The 19,152-nt window shown below is 61.6% G+C and carries 17 protein-coding genes; 14 read left to right on the top strand and 3 right to left on the bottom strand.

Annotated elements, in window-relative coordinates; genetic code table 11:
• Window positions 1-178: 178 nt before the first annotated feature.
• Both ppk2 and HMPREF0291_RS04240 read left to right on the top strand, forming a co-directional pair.
• A complete protein-coding gene (ppk2, locus tag HMPREF0291_RS04235) occupies window positions 179-1,072 on the top strand; it encodes a polyphosphate kinase 2 (protein ID WP_040424180.1) in 894 nt (297 codons plus the stop codon).
• A gap of 42 nt (window positions 1,073-1,114) precedes the next feature.
• A complete protein-coding gene (locus tag HMPREF0291_RS04240; RefSeq protein WP_005288453.1) occupies window positions 1,115-1,894 on the top strand; it encodes an enoyl-CoA hydratase-related protein in 780 nt (259 codons plus the stop codon).
• A 19-nt stretch (window positions 1,895-1,913) separates the two neighbouring features.
• Here HMPREF0291_RS04240 and HMPREF0291_RS04245 read toward each other — a convergent pair whose 3' ends face one another.
• Both HMPREF0291_RS04245 and HMPREF0291_RS04250 read right to left on the bottom strand, forming a co-directional pair.
• On the bottom strand, window positions 1,914-2,390 hold the full coding sequence (locus tag HMPREF0291_RS04245; RefSeq protein WP_005288487.1) for a MarR family winged helix-turn-helix transcriptional regulator: 477 nt from the start codon (window positions 2,388-2,390) through the stop codon (window positions 1,914-1,916).
• Window positions 2,391-2,560: 170 nt separating this feature from the next.
• Window positions 2,561-2,851 (bottom strand): rhodanese-like domain-containing protein, encoded by a 291-nt coding sequence (locus tag HMPREF0291_RS04250; protein ID WP_005288488.1) that lies wholly within the window; start codon window positions 2,849-2,851, stop codon window positions 2,561-2,563.
• 29 nt (window positions 2,852-2,880) lie between these two features.
• Between HMPREF0291_RS04250 and HMPREF0291_RS04255 the strand changes: the two genes are divergently transcribed.
• Together HMPREF0291_RS04255 and HMPREF0291_RS04260 are read left to right on the top strand one after the other, a co-directional pair.
• A complete protein-coding gene (locus tag HMPREF0291_RS04255) occupies window positions 2,881-3,660 on the top strand; it encodes a sortase family protein (RefSeq protein WP_005288490.1) in 780 nt (259 codons plus the stop codon).
• A 63-nt stretch (window positions 3,661-3,723) separates the two neighbouring features.
• Window positions 3,724-4,254: a hypothetical protein gene (locus HMPREF0291_RS04260; RefSeq protein WP_005288492.1), complete on the top strand. Its 531-nt coding sequence runs from the start codon at window positions 3,724-3,726 to the stop codon at window positions 4,252-4,254.
• A 65-nt stretch (window positions 4,255-4,319) separates the two neighbouring features.
• On the opposite strand, the gene HMPREF0291_RS04265 is transcribed toward HMPREF0291_RS04260, so the two are convergent.
• Entirely contained in the window at window positions 4,320-4,793 is a 474-nt protein-coding gene (locus HMPREF0291_RS04265) for an inorganic diphosphatase (protein ID WP_040423486.1), read from the bottom strand.
• A 407-nt stretch (window positions 4,794-5,200) separates the two neighbouring features.
• Here HMPREF0291_RS04265 and HMPREF0291_RS04270 point away from each other — a divergent pair, with 407 nt between their 5' ends.
• From HMPREF0291_RS04270 to ftsH, 10 genes are all read left to right on the top strand, one after another.
• Window positions 5,201-6,841, top strand: a complete 1,641-nt coding sequence (locus tag HMPREF0291_RS04270; protein ID WP_005288497.1) for a SpaH/EbpB family LPXTG-anchored major pilin — start codon at window positions 5,201-5,203, stop codon at window positions 6,839-6,841.
• Window positions 6,842-6,991: 150 nt separating this feature from the next.
• Window positions 6,992-7,918, top strand: a complete 927-nt coding sequence (locus HMPREF0291_RS04275) for a class C sortase (protein WP_005288498.1) — start codon at window positions 6,992-6,994, stop codon at window positions 7,916-7,918.
• The gene (locus tag HMPREF0291_RS04280) at window positions 7,908-8,714 is read left to right on the top strand and encodes an LPXTG cell wall anchor domain-containing protein (RefSeq protein ID WP_005288500.1); all 807 of its coding nucleotides are present in this window, start codon (window positions 7,908-7,910) and stop codon (window positions 8,712-8,714) included. Before HMPREF0291_RS04275 ends, HMPREF0291_RS04280 begins: the two co-directional genes overlap by 11 nt.
• A gap of 23 nt (window positions 8,715-8,737) precedes the next feature.
• Window positions 8,738-9,997, top strand: a complete 1,260-nt coding sequence (locus tag HMPREF0291_RS04285) for a hypothetical protein (RefSeq protein ID WP_040423488.1) — start codon at window positions 8,738-8,740, stop codon at window positions 9,995-9,997.
• A gap of 59 nt (window positions 9,998-10,056) precedes the next feature.
• Window positions 10,057-11,895, top strand: a complete 1,839-nt coding sequence (locus HMPREF0291_RS04290; RefSeq protein WP_005288506.1) for a VWA domain-containing protein — start codon at window positions 10,057-10,059, stop codon at window positions 11,893-11,895.
• A 264-nt stretch (window positions 11,896-12,159) separates the two neighbouring features.
• Entirely contained in the window at window positions 12,160-13,191 is a 1,032-nt protein-coding gene (locus tag HMPREF0291_RS11955; protein ID WP_005288508.1) for a hypothetical protein, read from the top strand.
• Between the two features lie 34 nt (window positions 13,192-13,225).
• Window positions 13,226-14,491 carry a D-alanyl-D-alanine carboxypeptidase/D-alanyl-D-alanine endopeptidase gene (gene dacB / locus HMPREF0291_RS04300; protein ID WP_005288511.1) on the top strand — a complete coding sequence of 422 codons (1,266 nt, stop codon included), beginning with the start codon at window positions 13,226-13,228 and terminating at the stop codon, window positions 14,489-14,491.
• 310 nt (window positions 14,492-14,801) lie between these two features.
• A complete protein-coding gene (gene tilS / locus HMPREF0291_RS04305; protein WP_005288513.1) occupies window positions 14,802-15,671 on the top strand; it encodes a tRNA lysidine(34) synthetase TilS in 870 nt (289 codons plus the stop codon).
• Between the two features lie 63 nt (window positions 15,672-15,734).
• Entirely contained in the window at window positions 15,735-16,382 is a 648-nt protein-coding gene (gene hpt, locus HMPREF0291_RS04310) for a hypoxanthine phosphoribosyltransferase (RefSeq protein ID WP_005288515.1), read from the top strand.
• A 120-nt stretch (window positions 16,383-16,502) separates the two neighbouring features.
• On the top strand, window positions 16,503-19,100 hold the full coding sequence (gene ftsH, locus HMPREF0291_RS04315; RefSeq protein WP_005288518.1) for an ATP-dependent zinc metalloprotease FtsH: 2,598 nt from the start codon (window positions 16,503-16,505) through the stop codon (window positions 19,098-19,100).
• Window positions 19,101-19,152: the final 52 nt, after the last annotated feature.

Genomic DNA, 19,152 nt, shown 5'->3' on the forward strand with positions numbered 1-19,152 from the left:
ATATGTCAATATCACCCAAACCAGGCAGCAGAACTGATAGAGGTATCAACTAACGTGCTGTAATAAATCCGCGCCTCGGTTCCGCAGCTCCGCACGGTTCGCTGGGAATGAGATGGGGGCGTCGATAAGCGAAATGCATGCCGAGCGCTCCTGCCCGTGCGCGACTACACTCGACCGCATGGCAAACGATGATGACATGCCCATGATCGACTTGACGGAGACCGAGGGATACTACGTCGACGATTCTGACGAAGATGACCCGGTGCTCCTTAAGGCGGACGGTACCCCGATTGAGACCTGGCGTGAGAACTACCCGTACGACGAGCGCATGAGCCGGGACGAGTACGAGAAGGTCAAGCGTGCTCTGCAGATTGAGTTGCTGAAGTGGCAGAACTGGACGAAGGATACCGGCCAGCGTCACATCATCATCTTCGAGGGCCGCGACGCAGCCGGTAAGGGCGGCACCATCAAGCGCTTCAATGAGCACCTCAACCCGCGTGGTGCGCGAACCGTGGCTCTGGAGAAGCCGAGCCCGCGCGAGTCCACCTCCTGGTACTTCCAGCGCTACATCCAGCACTTCCCGGCTGGCGGCGAGATCGTCTTCTTCGACCGCTCCTGGTACAACCGCTCCGGCGTTGAGCGCGTCATGGGCTTCTGCACCGAGTCGCAGCACGCCGAGTTCCTGCGCGAGGTGCCGATGCTGGAGAACATGATCCTCGGCTCCGGCATCTCCCTGACCAAGTTCTGGTTCTCGGTGACGAAGAAGGAGCAGCGCACCCGCTTCGCCATCCGCCAGGTCGACCCGGTGCGCCAGTGGAAGCTGTCGCCGATGGACCTCGCGTCCCTGGACAAGTGGGACGATTACACCCGCGCCAAGGAAGAGCAGTTCCGCTACACGGACACTGACGAGTCCCCCTGGATCACCATCAAGTCCAACGACAAGAAGCGCGCCCGCATCAACGCGATGCGCTACATCCTGTCCAAGTTTGAGTACACGAACAAGGATCACGATGTTGTGGGCGAACCGGACCCGTTGATCGTCAAGCGCGGCCGCGACCAGATCGGGGACTAATTTCCCATTGTGCGGACGGGCCGGGGGCTTTAGTCTCAAGGTGTGACTATTAGCGTCTCCCGCCCGGCACCGCGCGTCGCGCAACTCACCATTGACCGCGACGAAAAACGCAACGCGCTCAATACGGAAGTCTGCACCTTACTCGAGCGCGCGCTGAACGATTCGCTTATCGACGCCCGCGCCATCCTCATCACCGGCGCCGGCTCCGCCTTCTGCTCCGGCGCGGATCTGAGCGGCGGGGATGTTGGCGAGTTCTACCCCCCGATGGAGTCGCTCTTCATGTCGATCCGCCGCGCACCCGTTCCCGTCATCGCCTACGTGAATGGCCCCGCGATCGGGGCGGGGGCGATGCTCGCCGCCGTGTGTGACCTGCGGGTCGTGTCTCCGACCGCGCGGTTCATGGTCCCGGTGGCCGACATGGCGATCGGCGTCAACGACGTCCTGGTGAAGTCCTTTGAACTTCAGATGGGCGGATCATGGGCGCGGGCGATGCTGCTCGCCGGCGCGAGTATGTCCGCCGCCGACGCGGAGGCCACAGGTTTCGCTGTGCGGCCGTCGATGTTCCCGCGGCTTGAGCTCCCGGGCGTGGGGAGCGAGGCCCATGATTCCGCCGAGTTCGCCGTCGCTCTTGCAGAGCTATGCGCGGCCAAAGCTCCGTTGACGGTGCGCAACGTGAAGATGGAGTTCGCGCACGCGTCAGGCGAGCCGTTCAGTGAGGACGAGTTGGAGTCCGCCCGCCAAGCCCCCTGGGATTCGGCAGATATCCGCGAAGCCGCTCAGGCTGTGGCCGAGAAGCGCACCCCTGAGTTCCGAGGCGAGTAGCGGCTTCCTGAGTAGCGGCCTATTCAGTCGCGGCACCTGCTCCAGCGGCGGCAGGAGCATCGTGCCCATTGAGGATGGCTTTGGTGAGTTTGCGGAGGTGCTTGAGCTGTTTATTGGAAGCGTCGTCAAGCGCGCGCTCTTCCGCGGAAGCCACGAGTGATGCGAGATCGGTCTGGATCTTGCGCCCCTTCTTCGTGGGGATGATGATCTGCCGGCGACGATCCTTGGTGTCGCGCTCGCGGGCGACCCAACCGTGCGTTTCCAACGAATCGATCAGGCGGACCATGTCGGAAGCGTCGATCGCGAGAAGTTCCGACAGCTGCGTCTGGCTGGCAGCGTGCGTCATCGTGCAGGTGAGAACCCAAAACTCGCGCATGGTCGTGCCGCGCTTGGTCAGCTCGGTCTCCACCGTGTCTTTAGTCGCGCGGCGGATGCGTTCGATTTGGAAAGACGGCGACTGCAGCAAAGCGTCAGGAAGGTCGAGCGATTCGGGCATGTACCCAATCTAGCATCCGTGGGGTACGCCCATCGTTGAAGTGGGGGACTAACGGGGAGCTGCACGCCGGGGCGGCGCTTAGCTAGATGCAAGTGACTAGATTGTTCGTTTTTCGGCACAGAAACCGACGTTCTAGTCGTCTGGAACTAGCTAACCGAAGATGGGAGGGGCTACTCGGTGGGCAGGCCAGCGTTGACCCATGCCTGTGTGCCGCCGAGGACGTTGTAGACATCCGCGCCGAAGATCTCCTCGAGGTACTGGGACGCCTCAACGGAACGGCCGCCGGACCGGCAGATTACGTAGACGGGCTCGGTCGTGTCGATCTGCTGCGCCAGCACGGCGAAGTTGGACAGGGGCAGGTTGACGGCGCCGGCGGCGTGGGTGTCGGCGAATTCGTCGGGCTCGCGGACGTCGATAAGCTGTGCGTCGTTGGGGACATCGGTGACCTGAACTGACTGCATGCGCCCAGTGTAGATGTAAAGTTCCCTGTATGACTGGGCAGCGTAACGACGACCGCCGGCGCAAGCCGGTGCAGCCGCGGCCCGCTCCACCCCCGCGCAAGTACCCGCCGAAGCCGATGTGGGTGTACAAAATGCGGCGCTGGGGGGCCGTGCTCATCCTCCTCTTCCTTGTCGTTGCGTTCATCCGCGCTTGCGTGCCGAGCGAGCACGACCGGGAGATGGAAGCGTGGCAAGAGCAGTCGCAAATACCGTCCGTGGTTCAGGAAAACCAGGTCGCGGGTGAGGATATCCCGGTGTCGCGACCTGTTGAGATGACCATTCCCTCCATCGGTTTGAACGCCAATTTTGAGGAAGCCGATTGTCGATTCATGGATGGGGCCATCGATCCTGCATCCCTCACCGAAGCCTGTGCGTTCACTGCGGAGGACAAACCCTACTCGCTGCCGGGCACGAACGCCGATGACATTGTGGTCATCGCCGGACACGCGGCGGCCGGCGTGCCCGCGGTCTTCGACGCACTCTATGACGTGCGAGCCGACCGTCACACCGTCGCTCCCGGCGACGCGCTATATCTGCGTACCGAGGAATCGGGTGACAAATGGTTGAAATACCAGGCGACCGACCTCCACAGCCCGGAGAAAGAAGGGCTGTCTCAAGCTGCGGAGATCTGGGGCGACGCGCCAATGCCAGGACGGCTGTTGACTATCTCCTGTGTGCAACCAAACAATCCGTTCCAGCAATCAACGCGTAATGCGGTGGTGGGGTGGCAACTTCAAGAGGTTGTGTCCGGAGAAAATGTGCGCGCATAGTGCGCACGGGGGCATTAGGGGTTAATGTGGTAGCTGAGAAATTGATTAGAAGCTGGAGGAACTATGCGTCGCACCACCATCCGCTCCGCTATCGCTCCCTTTCTAGTGGCAGGCGCACTGGCACTCGCCGTCGGCCAGGGTGCCGTGGCCGAAGAGTCCCGTTCAGTCACCGATACTCTTGGCCTTCTGCCCCTGACACTCGAGCTCGACGGTGAAGAGTGGCACTTGAACAAGGACGGGTCCACTTACCTTCTCGATGCCAAGCGCGTGAATGAAGAGCCGACATCAGCGGAGCGTAAAGCTTCTGAACGTGTGCTCAACGCTAATGCCGACGAGGTTCTTGAGCAGGCAAAGCGAGCCCAGGAACACTTCGAAAAAATGGAAGATCCCAATTACCCGGGCGAGGCCGCTGACCCGCTGGCTGCGGAAACAGCAGGCGTGCGTGTTGTGGGCGATGATGACAAGCCCACCACCGACCGCGGTGTCAATGCGCAGACCGGTTCCAATGATGCCGCTCAGGCAATGGTCGCTGTGCTGGTCGCGGTGATGATGGGATCGGCCGGGTTCTACTCCGGGCGTAGGGCTCGCGCCTAGCGCTTGATGAGAAGAGGGGCTCAGCCACTGCGGCTGAGCCCCTTCTCGGCTTTAGGCCCTTAGGTTTAACCCTTGTAGTTGGCGATGGCTGCCTCGAGGATCTTCTCCGCCTCAGCCTTGTCGCCCCAGCCGGAACCGGTGACGTCCTTGTTGGGCTCCAAGTCCTTGTAGTGGACGAAGAAGTGCTCGATCTCGTCCTTCAGGAAGTCGGAAACGTCGTTGATGTCCTGGTAGTTGTCGTAGCGGACGTCGTCAAGCACGCAGAGCAACTTGTCGTCGCCGCCAGCCTCATCGGTCATCTTGAACACGCCGAGCGGGCGAGCCTTGACAATGACACCCGGGAAAACCGGCTCCGGAGTGATTACGAGGGCATCCAACGGGTCACCGTCATCACCCAGGGTGTGGTCGATGAAGCCGTAGTCCAGCGGGTAGCCCATGGACGTGAACAGATACCGGTCAAGGAAGACCTTGCCAGTCTCGTGGTCGACCTCGTACTTATTGCGGGAACCCTTCGGGATCTCGATGGTCACTTCAGCCATGGTTGCTCCTTGGTGGTGCTTGATCGGTTTTACGTCCACCATCGTAGCGCGCCCCATTCGTGTGGCTGTTAAGTGCAGTCGCTGATAGCCACTCTCACCGGCTAACCCCAAAAGAGGGACCCGACTACGTCCAAACGGGTTAGTTGACCCTTCAAAGTTGACGCGTTAAGTAATGGGTTTAATATGTGTGTTTGCTCGGAGAGTCCGGGGAGATAGCTGTCAACTGCATTGTCTCTCAAAAGTATTCTTCACAGGAGCACATGCCCGCAAGGGCGCTAGGAACCATCCCACATTTGGGTCTGGCCGGGACCTTTTCTCGACTAAGCCCAATGAAACTCCTGGCACCGCCTGCCGCCGGCAAGCCTGCTGGGCGGCACACAACTAACGTCTCTGAAAGGCAGACACACATGGCAAACACCTTCACCAAGAAGACCGCCGCGATCGCCCTTGCGGCAGGCTTGGCATTCTCCGGCTCGGCCGGGGCAGTTTTTGCGCCGGTCGCGCAGGCGCAGCAGCTCTCCGACCTGTACACCGTTAACGATAACAATGAGAAGGTCCTCAAAAAGGACAATACGATCATCGTCCACAAGCGTGCCGGTACCGAAACCGGTACCCCGAATGCAGACGGTTCTGCTTCCAATGCCCCGGGCAATCCACTTGATGGTGCTGAGTTCAAGATCGAGCGTGTCAAGATCGACATGACCACTGATGAGGGCTTCGCTAACGCTGTTAAGCTGCAGACCACTGCGGACGGCGTGAATCGTGTCGAGCTGGACAAATACGGCACCGAGGCTGTTGGTGACTACCTGAATCCGGTGGCGACTCAGGGCGGTGACGTGACGTTCACGAATCTTCCTGCAGGTGCGTACCTGATCACCGAGACGAAGACTCCGGCTGGTTACATCAACTCGGCTCCGTTCATCGTTTTCGCCCCGATGCCGGATGCAACCAATAAGACGTGGAACAAGACTGTCCACGCCTACCCAAAGAACACCACCACGAAGACCGAGAAGACGGTTGTCGATGCGAACCAGCACCCGGTTGACGGCGACCACGCGGTGACCTACACCATTAACGCGACCGCACCGACCCCTCCGGCAGGGCGTGAGGTGACCTCCTTCAGCGTGCGTGACTACCACAAGGCCGATGAGTTCGACTCGCTCGACGTCACCGAGGTGCGTGTTGACGGTACGCCGCTGAATGGCGGCTGGTCCGCAGCTGCTGCGCCTATGACTGACGCAGAGAAGGCCCGCATCAACGCTGCTGATGAACAGGGTAATACTCCGGACGCCGACACCAAGATCGTTGTCAACTTCACCGGAGAAGGCCTGGCTACGATCAAGAACAACCCGGGCGCGAAGGTTGAGGTTGTGCTCAGCGGTAAGATCTCCAAGACCGCGGCACAGAACGCAGACGGCAAGGGCTTGAAGGACGGCGAGGTCATCAACAGCGCCGACACTGGCGGTACTACGAGGCCGACGGGTGGCAGCGAGAACGAGGACGAGCCGTTCGACACTCCGCCGTCCAAGACCAAGAGCTACTTCGGCGCAGTTCAGATCGTCAAGACCGGTGAGAACCAGGAGAAGCTCGAGGGCGCCAAGTTCGAGCTGCACAAGATCTCTGGCGAGAACGCCACATGCTCGGCCGCTGACCTTAACGACGGCAACAAGGTGAACACTGGTGAATTGGTCACCGATGCTCAGGGCAAGTTCGTGATCAATTCTCTGCACGTCACCGATCTGCAGAACAACACTGAGACCATCACCGACACCTACTGCCTGAAGGAGACTGAGGCTCCGTCCGGTTACACCAAGTTGGTGCAGCCGATTGAGCTCAAACTCGCTGTTTCTGAGGTTAAGGGTCCCGCAACGAGTGAGACTGACGGCGGAACCACGTACGTCTTCAACAAGTCGGCGACTGTTGAGAACGTCAAGCGTGGCATCCCGCAGCTGCCGAGCACCGGTGGCATGGGTGTCATTGCCCTGATCCTGGCTGGTCTGGCACTTCTGGGTGGCGGTGCTTACGCCGCACGCCGCAAGACTGCCTAAGTGCTAGGTAATTCAACCCCAACAGGGATCACTGAGAAACCTGTTGCCCCCGCCGGACTTTGAGCGGTCGGGCGGGGGTGGGCGCACCCACGTGGGGAGGCGTCGATAAGCGAAAACAAAGTATCCCCACCCATTTTTCAAGGAGAGTCGATGTCAACGCTGGTGCCAGTCGATAAGGGCCAGGAAGGCGCAGCCAAGCCGGCTGGATCACGCCGTGTTCTCATGCCGCTGCTGATCATGTTGCTGGGGCTTGCCGTGCTTGTATACCCGGTGTTCGCCACGCAATGGAACAACTGGCTGCAGCAGCGCGCCGTCGATGAGTACCAAAGCGACATTCAGGACGGTGAACAGGAGGACCCGGGTGCCATGGAGCGCGCCCTCGAATCCGCCCGCTACTACAATGAGACGCACACCGACGGGCCAATCCTCGACCCGTGGCTCGCGCGCATTTCCAAAGACAACGTCGAGTACCAGGACTATCTGAAGGAACTCAGCGGTTACCCGGCCATGTCCCAGGTCGCTATCCCGGCGATTGACTCTAACCTGCCGGTGTATCACGGCAGTTCTGAAGAGGTGCTGCAAAAGGGCATCGGCCACCTTTTCGGCTCCGCGCTTCCAATCGGCGGGGAAGGCAACCACACCGTGCTGACGGGCCACACCGGCCTGACCAACGCGACGCTCTGGGACAACCTCATCGACGTCAAGGAAGGCGACGCGATCTACATCAACACCTTCGGACGCGCGATGAAGTATGAGGTCCACGACATCGAAGTTGTTCTGCCGGACGAAACCGACAGTTTGAAAGCGCGCGACGGGGAGGATCTGGTGACGCTGATCACCTGTACCCCGTACGGCGTCAACACGCACCGGCTGCTCGTGCATGCACACCGAGTACCGATGGATCCGTCGGAAGAGAATGTGTTCGACAAGTCGACCAAGCTCATGCAGTGGTGGATGTGGCTCATCCTCGCGATCGCGGCCGCAGCACTGATCGGAATCATCTGGTGGCTGCGTAAGCAAAAGCAGGCTGCAAATGCTGAAACTGACGTCGAAGGTGAGTCGGACGATGAAGTCTAGAGGGGTGGCGCTCGGCGCCGCCGTGATGATCGTGCTGGGCGCGATGTCCAGCGGGGTCGCGGAGGCGCAGATTCGACCTGTGACGGGCAACGATCGGACTCTGAACGGATCGCAGGTCAGCGCCGATGAACGGATGACGCTTGAAGTGCGCAAGAAGGGGTTCAACGCCTTCGATGATCCAGTCCCCGGAGCGCTCCCTCCAGGCGATCTCACCGGCATCACCTTCGTGCTTTACCAGGCGCCTGATTTCGATGTGACTACGGATGAGGGGCGCAAAGAAGCCAGCCGCGTCCGCTCCCAAGAAGAATGGGATGCGATCAACCGTTACGAGGTCGCGAGGGAGAAAACGAACGCTCATCGCGTCGCGACGTTCACGGACCTCAAACCCGGCCTGTACCTCCTCGAAGAGATCCGGCCGGACACCGAGCACAACTATCTCACCTCGTCGCCGCGCTGGGTCGTGCTCCCGGTGGCCGACGCTATGGGGGAGGAGTTCGAGCACGAGAACATTGTCGTCGTGAAGCCGGCGCCCACCTCGACTCCTCCACCAGTGGTGCCTCCGACAACGACGACACCGTCCACAACGACCACAGGTGCACCGCCACCGAGCAAGACCCCCACAACTTCAACCAGCCCAGTTCCGGGACAGCCGCCGGAGGAACCGTCTGAAGACGGGCCTAAGCTGCCGCGAGGGGTAGGAGCATCGACCGGCGCGAACGTTGTGCTCAGCATCATTGCCGGCCTGATTCTCATCGGTCTCGGAGTTTTCATGACAAAGAGGAAGAAGCGCAGTTGAAGAACCTTTGCCGAAAGACGGCGGTGAAGCTGTCAGTTGTCGTCGCTACCGCTGCCCTTGTCATGCCTCTGGCCCCGGTACAAGCCCAGGACCTGGCGGTTGAGCAGGATGCCGTGCCCGCCGCGGTTTCCGGCGAGTCGAATGCTGATGCTCAACCACATCCCGAGGGCGAGGCCGAGCTGTCACCTAGCCCGCTCGACACTCCGTGGTTACAGGAGCGGGCCGACGGGAGGATTGCTCAAGTTCAAGGTGCGCGCACGCTTAACGACGCATCCTCCCTAAGCGCCGACACCACGTTCAAACACGTCGGAGCCAGTGAGGCTGGCACCCAGAAGTTCGAGTTGCGCTCGGAGATTGAAGTTACCGGCCTGGAGGACCCCGACCAGACAATCTCCCTGGACAGTCTTTCTTTCGTCCGTAACCAATACGATGTTCCCACTCAGTGGGTTGAGGACATCACCGTGAACGGTGTGTCGCTCAGTGACGACAAGGCCGAGGTGTTCGAGTACCCGGACTTAGATTCTTACGCGGAAGCCGGCATTGACTACGCGGTCGACATTCCCAGTGATGTCACCGGTGACTTGATCACTGTCGACACCCACGGGATTGACCTACCCGAATCGTTCACAGTCTCCATGACGGTGCACCTGCCGGAAGAAACTCCGGCAGGTGGAAGGTACAAGTGGGAGCTCTACACAGGTTCTGCCGATGCCTTCACGCTGAACAGCACCGCGCTTGCTGTTGATTCGGGCGCTCGTCTCGCGCCGGAGTACGGGGCTGTCCCGGCAGGCCACGCGCGAGTCGTCGTCCAGGTCGGTGGCGATCAGATCTACGGACCCTCCGGCCGAAACGCAGCGTACTGGGAGCAGAACGGCAACGGTGCCACTCGGGTGCCGGGACGACTGCCGAGTACCTACGGTTTCACCGCCGGCGAGGGGGCGCAGCTGCAGCTTTACGCACCGCGCGACGGTAGGTTCGGCAATTCGGAGGCTCACTCTGAGATGACGAGTACTGACCCCCTCGTTCCGATCAAGGAGCCGTGGGCAACGTGCACCACTGATTCAAACGGCGAATGTGTTTTCAACATTTCTACTACCGGTGGGGATGCTCGACCTTACTACTGGATTGGTATGTCTAAAGCTTCTCCGGGGTACACGGTTCAACCGCTTTTGAGAACTGGTGGCTCCGGCAATACCTGGACTCCTACAGGGGATGCCATGCGTTACGTTTACGCCACTCCTTATCTGGAAAAGGGATCTACGTTTTACTCGGGGTTAATCTAAAAAGAAATGACGGTAACTACGGTGCAGATTGGCAAGGGTTAGGCGATTCAGCGGCATTCATGTACGAGGTCGACGCGGGAAGTCTGCTAAAGCCAAACAAACGCAGCTCACTCGGTGTCTTTCAGCAGGTGCGCGATAATCCCGCAATGCCTGAGCGTTGCGGGTTAAACGTTGCACTTGTCGTTGACCTTTCGGGAAGTATGGGATCGAACGGGCTCAGAACCATTCAAGGGGTAGTTAACTCCGTGGCCTCTCGTTTGCAGGGCACTGATACGAATCTCGGGTTGTTCAACTTCGCTGAGAACTCACCCGCTAAACGAAATGGATCCAACCTCAGTTCTCCGGTCAGTGTGAGCACGCAAAGCGGTCAAGCCGCGATTAAGAAATGGGTAGATGGGCTTGCTATTCCCACCGAACGTGAGGGGCAGGCCACTAACTGGCAAGAAGCTCTATATCAGGTAGCGCAATATAACGAACAGAATCCGAGCGACCGGTACGACGTCGTTTATATGATTACTGATGGAAATCCAACGGTACGAAAGGACAATGCTTTCGCTGATGTAAGGATGCGGTTCTCAACTGCTGACGGGTCTGCGACCGAATTTCGCGACGTTGAGGGAGCGATCGGCGCCGCCAATATGGTGAAAGCCCAGGGTACGCGCATCGTGGCCGTGGGTATCCCTTCCAACTGGAGGGGCGTGATTACCAGCCGAGATGATCAGCTCGCTGTTTCCGACGAGAACTTGAAGGCAATTTCTGGCGGAAGTGGATACCAGGGTCGCGAACGCAGTCTTCGTGCAGCGGACTTCGCCCAGTTTGAAAGCAGCGCGGTGATGCAGCAGGCAATCATCAACTCCCTCAATACATGTGCGATCACGGTCGAGCGCCGGTTCTACGAAGGAGAGGACCCCAATGGGCCTCCCACGCCGGAAAACACTCGAGGGACGAATGAGGAGACGGTGTCTGGCCAATGGTCGTTCCACTCTGAGGAGACGCCCCCAAGTGGTCGTGTAACGACCGAAGACAAGATTCCCAATGCCTGGAACAGGCGCAGGGACAACTATATGTCCGAGTTTGCCCTTGAGAAGCAAACTACGTATCCGAAGGTCGTAATCCGCGAGGACCCCTCGAAGATTCCAGAAGGCTGGGTCCGCATGGATGCTGAGGGCGGTAAGCGCGCCCAGTGCTTCGACCCTAGGGGTGCCCCGGTGGAGGTTAATAACCTCCCCGCTGGGGGAAACCCCGCCCAGCACCCGAAGAACACGACGGACGATGGTCTGACGAATGACTTCTCACTGACCAATGTTCCAGTTTCGGGAGTCCACTGCATCGTGTACTACCAAGCCAAGCCGGCCGATCAACCGTTCAAGTTCAAGCTCAATAAGGTTGATTCCATGGACAACACCATCAGCCTTGACGGTGCCCAGTTCGCACTTACTGGCCTGGACAAGGACAACGCAGGTGAAAAGAAACCGATCACGGTTCCGGGTGCCGTCAAGGGTGAGTTCCATTGGGACAAGCTCGCTACCGGACGCTACGAGCTACGGGAAACGAAACCAGCCGACCATGGTTATGTCATGCTGAGCGAACCGGTGTACTTCCGCGTCGCTACGGCGAAAGAGGGAAATAAGGAGGTAACGAAGCTCTACCTCCTTGCTGGGAAGGATGATCGCACGGGCAGAGAAGTGGCTGACCCGGACAAGATCGAGACGTTCCCGGTGACCCACTTCGGTCAGACCAAGGTTGGCAACGAGGTCCAGGTGACCATGAAGGTCGCCAACACGAAGGGAGGCACCCTTCCGAAGACCGGTGGACACGGTGTCTACGCGCAGATGCTGTTTGGGCTGGTGCTCCTGCTGACCGGAGCGTTCACGGCGCGTCGACGAAGCGCAGCGTAGAAGCTCAGAGAACAGGGCTCCGCACCAGGACTACTGAGAAATCAGTTCGCCAAGGGGGAGTCTTCATCGTAGCCTGCGCGGGCTGGTGGCCGTCATTTCTTCCTTTACTACTGTCCGAACGCGGGTTGGGGGTGGTTGCCGGGGGCCCGTTTCCGGAGAAAGCGCTGAAAATCCACTGGAAGTTATGGTCTCGTTATGGCAAAGTTGCGAAGCGTTAATACTATAGGTGTGTCCTCTAACCCTGGATTAAGGAATCACGTGGCTATGAAACGTCTGACCGCTGTCATCTCTGCGACCGCTCTCACGCTATCGGCCCTGGTAGCGCCAACTGCTGCTGCAAACGACATCCAGTACTACACCGCACGAAACGGGGTGACCATCCCCGTTTTTAAAACAGCCGACGGCAATGAGGGAACACTCGTGTTCTTGAACGGTGACGGCACCCGTCGCTACACCACGCCGGATGGTCACTTCATCCAGAAAATTACCGAGGAAGTCAAGAACGAAAACGTCGACAGCCTGTTCCTGCTCCCGCCGAACAACCAGGACTCCTGGTGGCGGACCCGCGATGTCGATTCCTGGTGCGACGCCGTGCGCGAGTACCTGAACACGCTGCAGACCCCGGCTATCGAGGTCGCCGGATACTCCGGTGGCGCCGAGTTCATCGGCCGTCACCTGATGCTCGACGACACCACCTGGGTGCCCGACAACACCTCTTTCACCATGATCGGTGGCGGCAGCATCGGCGGTTACTCCGTTAACCCGCCGGCGCCCGGTAAGGAAGGCACGAAACTGGATTGGGTTGTCGGCCACAACGACACCTGGCTGCGGGAGCAGCCCACCTTCTCTGCCCGCCACGCAGCGGAGCGTTCTGAAACCGAGTACAAGCGGACCGGCTTCGACAACACCACGCTGGAGCTGGTGAGCGGTGATCACTACAACTACGACTTCCCGCAGATCCTCGGGAGCAGCGTCCGCGAGATGAAGAGCTCCGCAGCTCCGGCACCGCAGCCTGTCGCTCCGCCGGCACCGCCCGCTCCGGCGCCGGAAGCGCCCGCGCCGGCACCGGTACCGGTTGACCCGGGTGCTCCTGTGCCTCCTCCGGCAGAGAAGCCGGCACCGGCTCCAGAGCAGAAGCCGGCACCAGCGCCTGCACCTGAGCAGAAGCCTGCCCCGGACAAGCCGAACAAGAGCTCGGACAACGGTGACGCGAGCAAGGATGAGGCCGCGCTGGCTTGGGGCCGTGTGTGGGCCTTTCTCAGCAGCCTCCTGGTCCTGTACAAGGGCTCTAAGTAGTAAATAGCCTCTGTCGCGATACCATCAGTTTCTGATGGGCAGCGACAAGAAGCACAAGAAGTGGCCGTGGGCCGTCGGCGCGGCAGCGCTGGTGGCCGTCGCCGGCGTGGTCGGCACCGGCGTGTGGGTTCAGCACGAGCTGGGGGAACTCACCCATGCGCCGGCCTACAGCATGACGCAGCCTGCCCCGCTCGCGGTGCAGGAGGCGTCGCCGGAGGGGGTTGATGGGGCGGAGCTCGTCGATAAGCTCGCGGCGCAAGCCGCGAATCCTGCGCTGGGGACGCTGCATGTGCGCATCAGCGACGGCCTGACGGGGAAGACCGTTTTCGAGCAGCGCGCGGGCGAGCCGCTGCAGCCCGCGAGCGCGACGAAGCTGCTCACCGCGGCCGCTGCGCTGTACACGCTGGAGCCTGACGCGACTGTGAGCACGCAGGTGCTGCGCAAAGGCGACGCCGTGACGATCAAGGCAGCCGGCGACGTGTGGCTCACGGCGAGCGACGTAGATGAACTCGCGGCGAAGGTCGGCTCCGCATCTGCCGTGTACGTGGACAAGAGCATTTGGCCCGAGGAGACGTTCATGCCGGGCTGGGACCCGGAGGACATCGACGGCGGTTACATCGCGCCGATGGAGCCGATCATGGTGCACGGCGGGCGTCTCGGTGAGCCGGTTGGTGACGTGCCGCGCACGCACACGCCGGCGCTCGACGTCGCGCAAAGCATCGCCGACCGCGTGGGGGCGGAGACTGTCGGTTTCGGTCCCGCGCCAGCCGATGGCGAAGTCGTGGCCACGGTCGAGTCGCCGCCGCTGACCGAGCGTCTGCGCGACATGATGAAGGACTCCGACAACGTCATGGCGGAAGCGATCGGCCGCGAAATCGCCCGCGCACGCGGAGGTACATCGCCGCAGGCCACGCTCGATGCGCTCACAGAGCACGGCTTCAACATCAATGGAGTCACGCTCGCGGACTCGTCGGGACTGTCGCGCTTCGACCTCATCCCTCCGCGCTTGCTTGACGACGTCATGGTGCGCGCTACCTCCACCAACGAACTGCGCGACCTGCTAACCACCTTGGCTGTCGCCGGCGGTGACGGCACGCTTATCGACAGGTACGGCGACCTCTCCGGTCGCGGCTGGGTCCACGCCAAAACCGGAACGCTGACAGGGACGTCCGCGCTGGTCGGCACCGTCACCTCCAAAGCGGGCAACGTGTACACCTTCGCGATGATCAGTAACGACTCCGAAGTCCTGGCTGCCCGCGCCGCCCTCGACCAGTTCGCTTCCACCCTGCGGGAGTACTAGCCGGGCGCCGCAGGGCCGGGGCGGCGCGGGGCGCGCGGGGGGCGGCGGTGCGGGCCGCGCTGGGGCGGGCCTTCGGCTACGTGCCGTTCCGCGCCCCTCAAAATCCCGGTTAGCTAGAAACAGGTGACTAGAATGCCGGAAATATGAGCCCAGAAGGAACATTCCAGTCGTTTGTTTCTAGTCAATCGGGTTCGGGGGCGGCCTGATGCCACCGGTTGAACCGTTTTGGCCGCGGGTCTCACCGCACTTCCTCGCGTGCCGGCGCGCTGTGCGAGCTCATGCCGACGCCGTGCGAGCTCATACCGGCGCCGTGCGATCCAACACCGATACTGCGCGCTCGGCCGTCATCGGCCTCTCTGGCGGGCCGGACTCCTTGGCGTTGGTCGCTGCTGCGGCGGCGGAAGGCTGTGACATGCGGGCGGTGGTGGTGGATCACGGGTTGCAGGAGGGGTCGGCAAGCGTGGCGGAGCAGGCTCGAGCGGCGGCGGAAACCCTCGGGGTCACGGCCACAATTGTGCGGGTCGAGGTGGAGACCGCGCCGGGGGAAAGCGTCGAAGCGGCTGCGCGCGAGGCTCGTTACCAGGCGTTATTCGCTGAGGCAGAAGCGGACGGCAGCGACGTATGGGTTGCCCACACCCTCGACGACCAGGCCGAAACGCTGCTCCTCGGTGCTCTGCGCGGAAACCCGGCGGGGATGTCGCCGGTGACAGAAACCGCCAGCGGCCGTCTCGTACGGCCGTTCCTTCAAATCAGGCGGGCGGAGACCGTCGGCGCGTGCGAGGAACTGGGCCTGCAGCCGTGGCACGACCCGATGAACGACGACACCGCTTATCGACGAGTCGCCGTCCGGAAGTCCATCATCCCCGCCCTCGGTGACCTCATCGGCGGGGACGCCGCCGCACCGCTGGCGAAAACGGCAGAGCGGATCGCTGCTGACAACGCGCTCATCGACGAAGCGTACGACCTCAGCCCGACGAACGACTGTGCTGAACTCGCCGCCGACCCCGCTCCGATCCGGCAGCGCCGCATCAGGGCGTGGTTACGAACTTACGGGGTTGAGTTGGGTGGGGGGCAGGTAGGAAGCGTCGATAAGCTGTGCGTTGAGTGGCGCGGACAAGGGCCTGTCGATGTCGCCGGCGCGCGGGTGGGGCGGGCGAACGGGCGGCTGTACGTTGAGTAGTTAGCCAACTTTCTCCCACCTAATAGTGGGTCGTTCGCGCAGAGTTTTGGCACAATAGCGCACATGGCTGACTTGCACGACAAGAAGGACTTCAACGTCCCGGACCACCGTTACGGCAACGACGTGGAGGCAGTGCTCATCCCGGAAGAGGAGCTGCAGCACCGCATCCAGGAAATGGCGGACAAAGTTTCGGAGCTGTACCGTGACGCCGACGATGACCTCATCCTCGTGTGCGTGCTCAAAGGTGCGGTCTACTTCCTCACCGACTTCGCCCGTGCGCTGTCGATTCCGGCGCAGGTGGAGTTCATGGCCGTGTCCTCCTACGGCAATTCGACCACCAGTTCCGGCGTGGTCCGCATTATGAAGGATCTGGACAAGGAGATCTCCGGCCGCGACGTGCTGGTCGTGGAGGACATCATCGACTCCGGCCTGACCCTGTCGTGGCTGATGAAGAACTTGAAGGGCCGCCAGCCGAAGAGCTTGAGGGTGGTCACGCTGCTGCGCAAGCCTGAGGTGCAGAGTGCGCAGGTGGAGCTTTTCGACGTCGGGTTCGACATCCCCAATGAATTCGTCATCGGTTACGGCTTGGACTATGCGGAGCGCTACCGCGATTTGCCGTACATCGGCACGTTGCACCCGCGGGTCTATTCGGATGTGGGCGAAGAACCGGTTCCTGCGCGTGAAGAAGGCCCGGAATCTGTCGAGATCTGACCGGTCGTTCACGGCGACGCTGTGAGCGAACGTTCCGCCCGGGAATTTAATGTCCAGCCCGTGAGTAGGGTGTAATAGCTAGAAACCATTCACCCCCTCCCCACCAAGCAAAAGGGCTAGATGAATAACAAACTGGTCGTGCGTTACGGCATCATCGGTGCCGTCCTGCTGATTCTGCTGTACCTGACCACCTTGATCGGTGATCAGTCTCGCAACTACGTCGAGGTAGATACCTCTATCGCGTTGCAGCAGTTGGCGGACAATAACGTCGAAGAAGCTCAGATCGATGACCGTGAGCAGCGTGTTCGCCTGGATCTGCGTGAACCCATCACCGTCGAGGAGCGCGAAGGCATTGAGTCTGTGCAGGCGCAGTACCCGGCGCGCACGACTCCGGACATTTTCAACGCGGTACGCGAGTCGGAGACGGAGACCTACACCACCAACGTGACGCAGGATTCCTTCCTGCTGTCGATGTTGGGCTTCATGTTGCCGATGCTGCTCATCTTCGGCTTGATCATGTTCTTCATGTACCGCATGCAGGCGGGTGGCGGCATGTTCGGCATCGGTGGCTCGCGCGCCAAGCAGCTGACCAAGGACATGCCGACGAACACGTTCGCCGATGTCGCCGGCGCGGACGAGGCTGTCGACGAGCTACAGGAGATCAAGGACTTCCTCCAGGACCCGGAGATCTACGAGAAGCTGGGCGCGAAGATCCCGCGCGGTGTGCTGCTCTACGGCCCGCCCGGCACGGGTAAGACGCTGTTGGCGCGCGCTGTCGCAGGTGAGGCTGGGGTGCCGTTCTACTCCATCTCCGGTTCGGACTTCGTGGAAATGTTCGTCGGTGTCGGTGCTTCCCGTGTGCGCGACCTGTTCAAGCAAGCTCGCGAGAACTCGCCGTGCATCATCTTCGTCGACGAGATTGATGCCGTCGGCCGTCAGCGCGGCTCCGGCACCGGCGGCGGTCACGACGAGCGTGAGCAGACCCTCAACCAGTTGCTCGTGGAGATGGACGGCTTCGGTGACCGCGAAGGCGTCATCCTCATTGCCGCGACGAACCGGCCCGACATTCTCGACCCGGCGCTGCTGCGCCCGGGCCGTTTCGACCGCCAGATCCCGGTGACCAACCCGGACTTAGCCGGCCGCAAGAAAATCCTCGAAGTTCACGCGAAGAACAAGCCGCTCGGCCCCGATGTCGACTTGGGTTCCCTGGCGAAGCGCACCGCCGGCATGTCCGGTGCGGACCTGTCCAACGTCCTCAATGAGGCCGCTCTGCTCACCGCCCGCATCGGCGGCAACGTGATCACTGCCGACGCTCTCGAGGAAGCGTCCGACCGTGTCGTCGGTGGCCCCCGCCGTTCGTCGAAGATCATCTCCGAGAAGGAGAAGAAGGTCACTGCCTACCACGAGGGTGGCCACACGCTCGCCGCGTGGGCGCTCAAGGACATCGAGCGCGTCTACAAGGTGACCATCCTGGCCCGCGGCCGCACCGGCGGCCACGCCATGACGGCCGCCGAAGACGACAAGGGCATGTACAACCGTGACGAGCTTTATGCCCGCCTCGTCTTCGCCATGGGTGGCCGTGCCGCCGAGGAGCTCGTCTTCGGCGAGCCCACTACCGGCGCGTCGGCCGACATTGAGCAGGCCACGAAGATCGCCCGCGCGATGGTCATGGAGTACGGCATGAGCTCCACTCTCGGCACCGTGAAGTACGGCGACGAGGACGGCGATCCGTTCGCGCGCGCGATGGGCGGCGGCTCGCTGGACTATTCGCCGGCGGTTGCGGAGTCCATTGACCGCGAGGTGCGTGAGCTTATCGACGTCGCACACGCCCGCGCCTACTCCATCCTCGCGGAGCACCGCGACTACTTGGATACGCTGGCCTCGAAGCTGCTGGAGAAGGAAACCCTGCGCCGCGGCGACTTGGAAGCCATTTTCGACGGGATCGATCCGCAGGATGCGGACCTGCCCATCGTGGACTCGCGCTTTACCCGCCAGGCCGGTTATGAACCGGTGAAGACCCCGGTGGAGCTGGCCAAGGAACGCGGCGAGGAACCGCCGAAGAAGTTCTCCTTGCTCGAGGCTTCCCAGCAGGCACGCGAACGCCGACAGGCGCAGCGCAAGGCTGAGTTGGACCAGGACTACAACAAGCGTTACAACCAGGGTGGATCCTCCCGCTGGCGTCGCGGCCAGAACCAGGACGGCCAGAATGGTGCAGGCCCGAACGGTTCCGCACCGTACCCCGGCGGCGAGGGACCCCGCCCGCGTTACGACGGTCCCCAGCCCCCGGCTGACTGGTCCTACGCCGGCGACGGACGCACTGGCCAGCCTGGTCAGCCCGGCCAGCCGGTCCCACCTGTGCAGCCGGCACCCCAGCCACAGCCGCAGACTCTGCCGAACCAGCCGACTGAACAGTTCGGCGCCGCGCAGCCTGCACCGCAGGGTCAGCCGCAGCCGCAGCACCCGGGAACGAACGCTTACCCCGCGCACCCGCAGGGCCAGCCGCCACAGCAGGAGCTGATCGGTTTCCGTCTCCCGGACAATGAGCAGCCGGACCACCAGTGGGACGACAAGAAGGATGCGCCGGGTGAAGAATCGGCGCCGAGCCAGGACGCTTCTGGGGTGGCTGAGCCGACGTCGGAGGATTCTGACCCGACCCAGCAGTTGCCACGCCCAGACGCTGACCCGGGCAACTCCCGACCCCTGAAGCCGGAGGAGTGACAGTGACGAAGCCTGAAGACAACGTCGACAACATCGACGACATCGTCAATCC

This window comes from Corynebacterium genitalium ATCC 33030, assembly GCF_000143825.1.
Lineage (GTDB): Bacteria > Actinomycetota > Actinomycetes > Mycobacteriales > Mycobacteriaceae > Corynebacterium > Corynebacterium genitalium.

Excerpts from the sequence above, each read along its gene's own strand:
- ppk2 (WP_040424180.1), top strand. The coding sequence starts at position 179 with ATGGCAAACGATGATGACATGCCCATGATCGACTTGACGGAGACCGAG.
- HMPREF0291_RS04245 (WP_005288487.1), bottom strand. The coding sequence starts at position 2,390 with ATGCCCGAATCGCTCGACCTTCCTGACGCTTTGCTGCAGTCGCCGTCT.
- HMPREF0291_RS04250 (WP_005288488.1), bottom strand. The coding sequence starts at position 2,851 with ATGCAGTCAGTTCAGGTCACCGATGTCCCCAACGACGCACAGCTTATC.
- HMPREF0291_RS04255 (WP_005288490.1), top strand. The coding sequence starts at position 2,881 with ATGACTGGGCAGCGTAACGACGACCGCCGGCGCAAGCCGGTGCAGCCG.
- HMPREF0291_RS04260 (WP_005288492.1), top strand. The coding sequence starts at position 3,724 with ATGCGTCGCACCACCATCCGCTCCGCTATCGCTCCCTTTCTAGTGGCA.
- HMPREF0291_RS04265 (WP_040423486.1), bottom strand. The coding sequence starts at position 4,793 with ATGGCTGAAGTGACCATCGAGATCCCGAAGGGTTCCCGCAATAAGTAC.
- HMPREF0291_RS04270 (WP_005288497.1), top strand. The coding sequence starts at position 5,201 with ATGGCAAACACCTTCACCAAGAAGACCGCCGCGATCGCCCTTGCGGCA.
- HMPREF0291_RS04275 (WP_005288498.1), top strand. The coding sequence starts at position 6,992 with ATGTCAACGCTGGTGCCAGTCGATAAGGGCCAGGAAGGCGCAGCCAAG.
- HMPREF0291_RS04280 (WP_005288500.1), top strand. The coding sequence starts at position 7,908 with ATGAAGTCTAGAGGGGTGGCGCTCGGCGCCGCCGTGATGATCGTGCTG.
- HMPREF0291_RS04290 (WP_005288506.1), top strand. The coding sequence starts at position 10,057 with ATGTACGAGGTCGACGCGGGAAGTCTGCTAAAGCCAAACAAACGCAGC.
- HMPREF0291_RS11955 (WP_005288508.1), top strand. The coding sequence starts at position 12,160 with ATGAAACGTCTGACCGCTGTCATCTCTGCGACCGCTCTCACGCTATCG.
- dacB (WP_005288511.1), top strand. The coding sequence starts at position 13,226 with ATGGGCAGCGACAAGAAGCACAAGAAGTGGCCGTGGGCCGTCGGCGCG.
- hpt (WP_005288515.1), top strand. The coding sequence starts at position 15,735 with ATGGCTGACTTGCACGACAAGAAGGACTTCAACGTCCCGGACCACCGT.
- ftsH (WP_005288518.1), top strand. The coding sequence starts at position 16,503 with ATGAATAACAAACTGGTCGTGCGTTACGGCATCATCGGTGCCGTCCTG.